At 62.9% G+C, this 877-nt stretch carries 3 protein-coding genes; all 3 read right to left on the bottom strand.

The window, feature by feature from the left end:
• Positions 1–52 precede the first annotated feature (52 nt).
• From HMPREF2935_RS10595 to HMPREF2935_RS10585, 3 genes are read right to left on the bottom strand one after another with little or no spacing between them, the layout of a single operon-like run.
• Positions 53–382 carry a DMT family transporter gene (locus HMPREF2935_RS10595; protein WP_003849969.1) on the bottom strand — a complete coding sequence of 110 codons (330 nt, stop codon included), beginning with the start codon at positions 380–382 and terminating at the stop codon, positions 53–55.
• The gene (locus HMPREF2935_RS10590; protein ID WP_048733039.1) at positions 379–738 is read right to left on the bottom strand and encodes a DMT family transporter; all 360 of its coding nucleotides are present in this window, start codon (positions 736–738) and stop codon (positions 379–381) included. The genes HMPREF2935_RS10595 and HMPREF2935_RS10590 overlap by 4 nt, the downstream gene beginning before the upstream one ends.
• Complete coding sequence (locus HMPREF2935_RS10585) at positions 735–866, bottom strand: hypothetical protein (RefSeq protein ID WP_246817828.1); 132 nt, start codon at positions 864–866, stop codon at positions 735–737. The genes HMPREF2935_RS10590 and HMPREF2935_RS10585 overlap by 4 nt, the downstream gene beginning before the upstream one ends.
• Positions 867–877: the final 11 nt, after the last annotated feature.

Raw genomic sequence — 877 nt, 5'->3', positions numbered from 1 at the left:
TGCGCCTCGTGGTGCAGCACACCAATCTGCCTGGTTTACCTGCGGAAATGCGTCAGTTCGCCAAGTTGGCGCCGAGTTCAACGGTGAGAACTCCGACGGCGATGAGGAGGATGCCGAGGGCCATGGTTCGGGTGAGGGGTTCGTGGAAGATGACCCGGGCGAGGATCGCGGTGAGAGCTACGCCGGATGCTGCCCAGATGCCGTAGGCGACGCCAAGGGCCATGCCGTCGGCCAAGGCGAGACTTAAGGCGACGAACGCCACGAGATACCCCGCGATGACGCCGATGAACCATTTCTTCACCCGGCCACCGTCGGAGGCTCGTAGCGACATGGTCGCGACGACTTCGGACAAGATGGCGCCTGCGAGGAAGATCCATCTCATGAGTTGACTCCTGCTTCCTGGGCTGCGGTTTGCTGAGCTTTCTGGGAGCCGAGTTCGACGGTGAGGACACCGCTGATGATCGCAACCATTCCAAGACCCATCACAGCGGTCAGAGGTTCACCGAAAATCGCGGCGGATAGCACGGCGGCGAGCACGACCCCGCTGGCTCCCCAGATGCCATAGGCGACGCCGATCTGCATTCCTTCGCGCAGGCAGAAGGTGAGGAAGACGAAAGTGCCGATGTATCCGGCAGCAACCACGATGTACCAGGATGGGTGATTGAGCGCCGCCTTGAGAGACAGCGTCGCCGCCACTTCGGTAGTGATGGCGCCAGCGAGCAGGAACCACTGCTTCATGGGGTTGTTCCTTCGATCAGGGAGCGAATGCTGGAGACGACGGCTTCGAGATCCGCGCCGTGGAGGGTGGACACACCTGTGGCCTGGGCGCCCCAGAGTCCGTCGGCGGCGAGTCGGGCGGTGGTCAGCCTGGCTCGGG

Source organism: Corynebacterium sp. HMSC076D02, assembly GCF_001813815.1.
In the GTDB taxonomy this organism is placed as follows: domain Bacteria; phylum Actinomycetota; class Actinomycetes; order Mycobacteriales; family Mycobacteriaceae; genus Corynebacterium; species Corynebacterium simulans.
Note: the sequence above shows the minus strand (reverse complement) of the source record. Positions and strands in the feature narration are given on the sequence as shown.

Bases quoted from the DNA above. Each gene is read 5' to 3' on its own strand.
- HMPREF2935_RS10595 (WP_003849969.1), bottom strand. From the start codon at position 382: ATGAGATGGATCTTCCTCGCAGGCGCCATCTTGTCCGAAGTCGTCGCG.
- HMPREF2935_RS10590 (WP_048733039.1), bottom strand. From the start codon at position 738: ATGAAGCAGTGGTTCCTGCTCGCTGGCGCCATCACTACCGAAGTGGCG.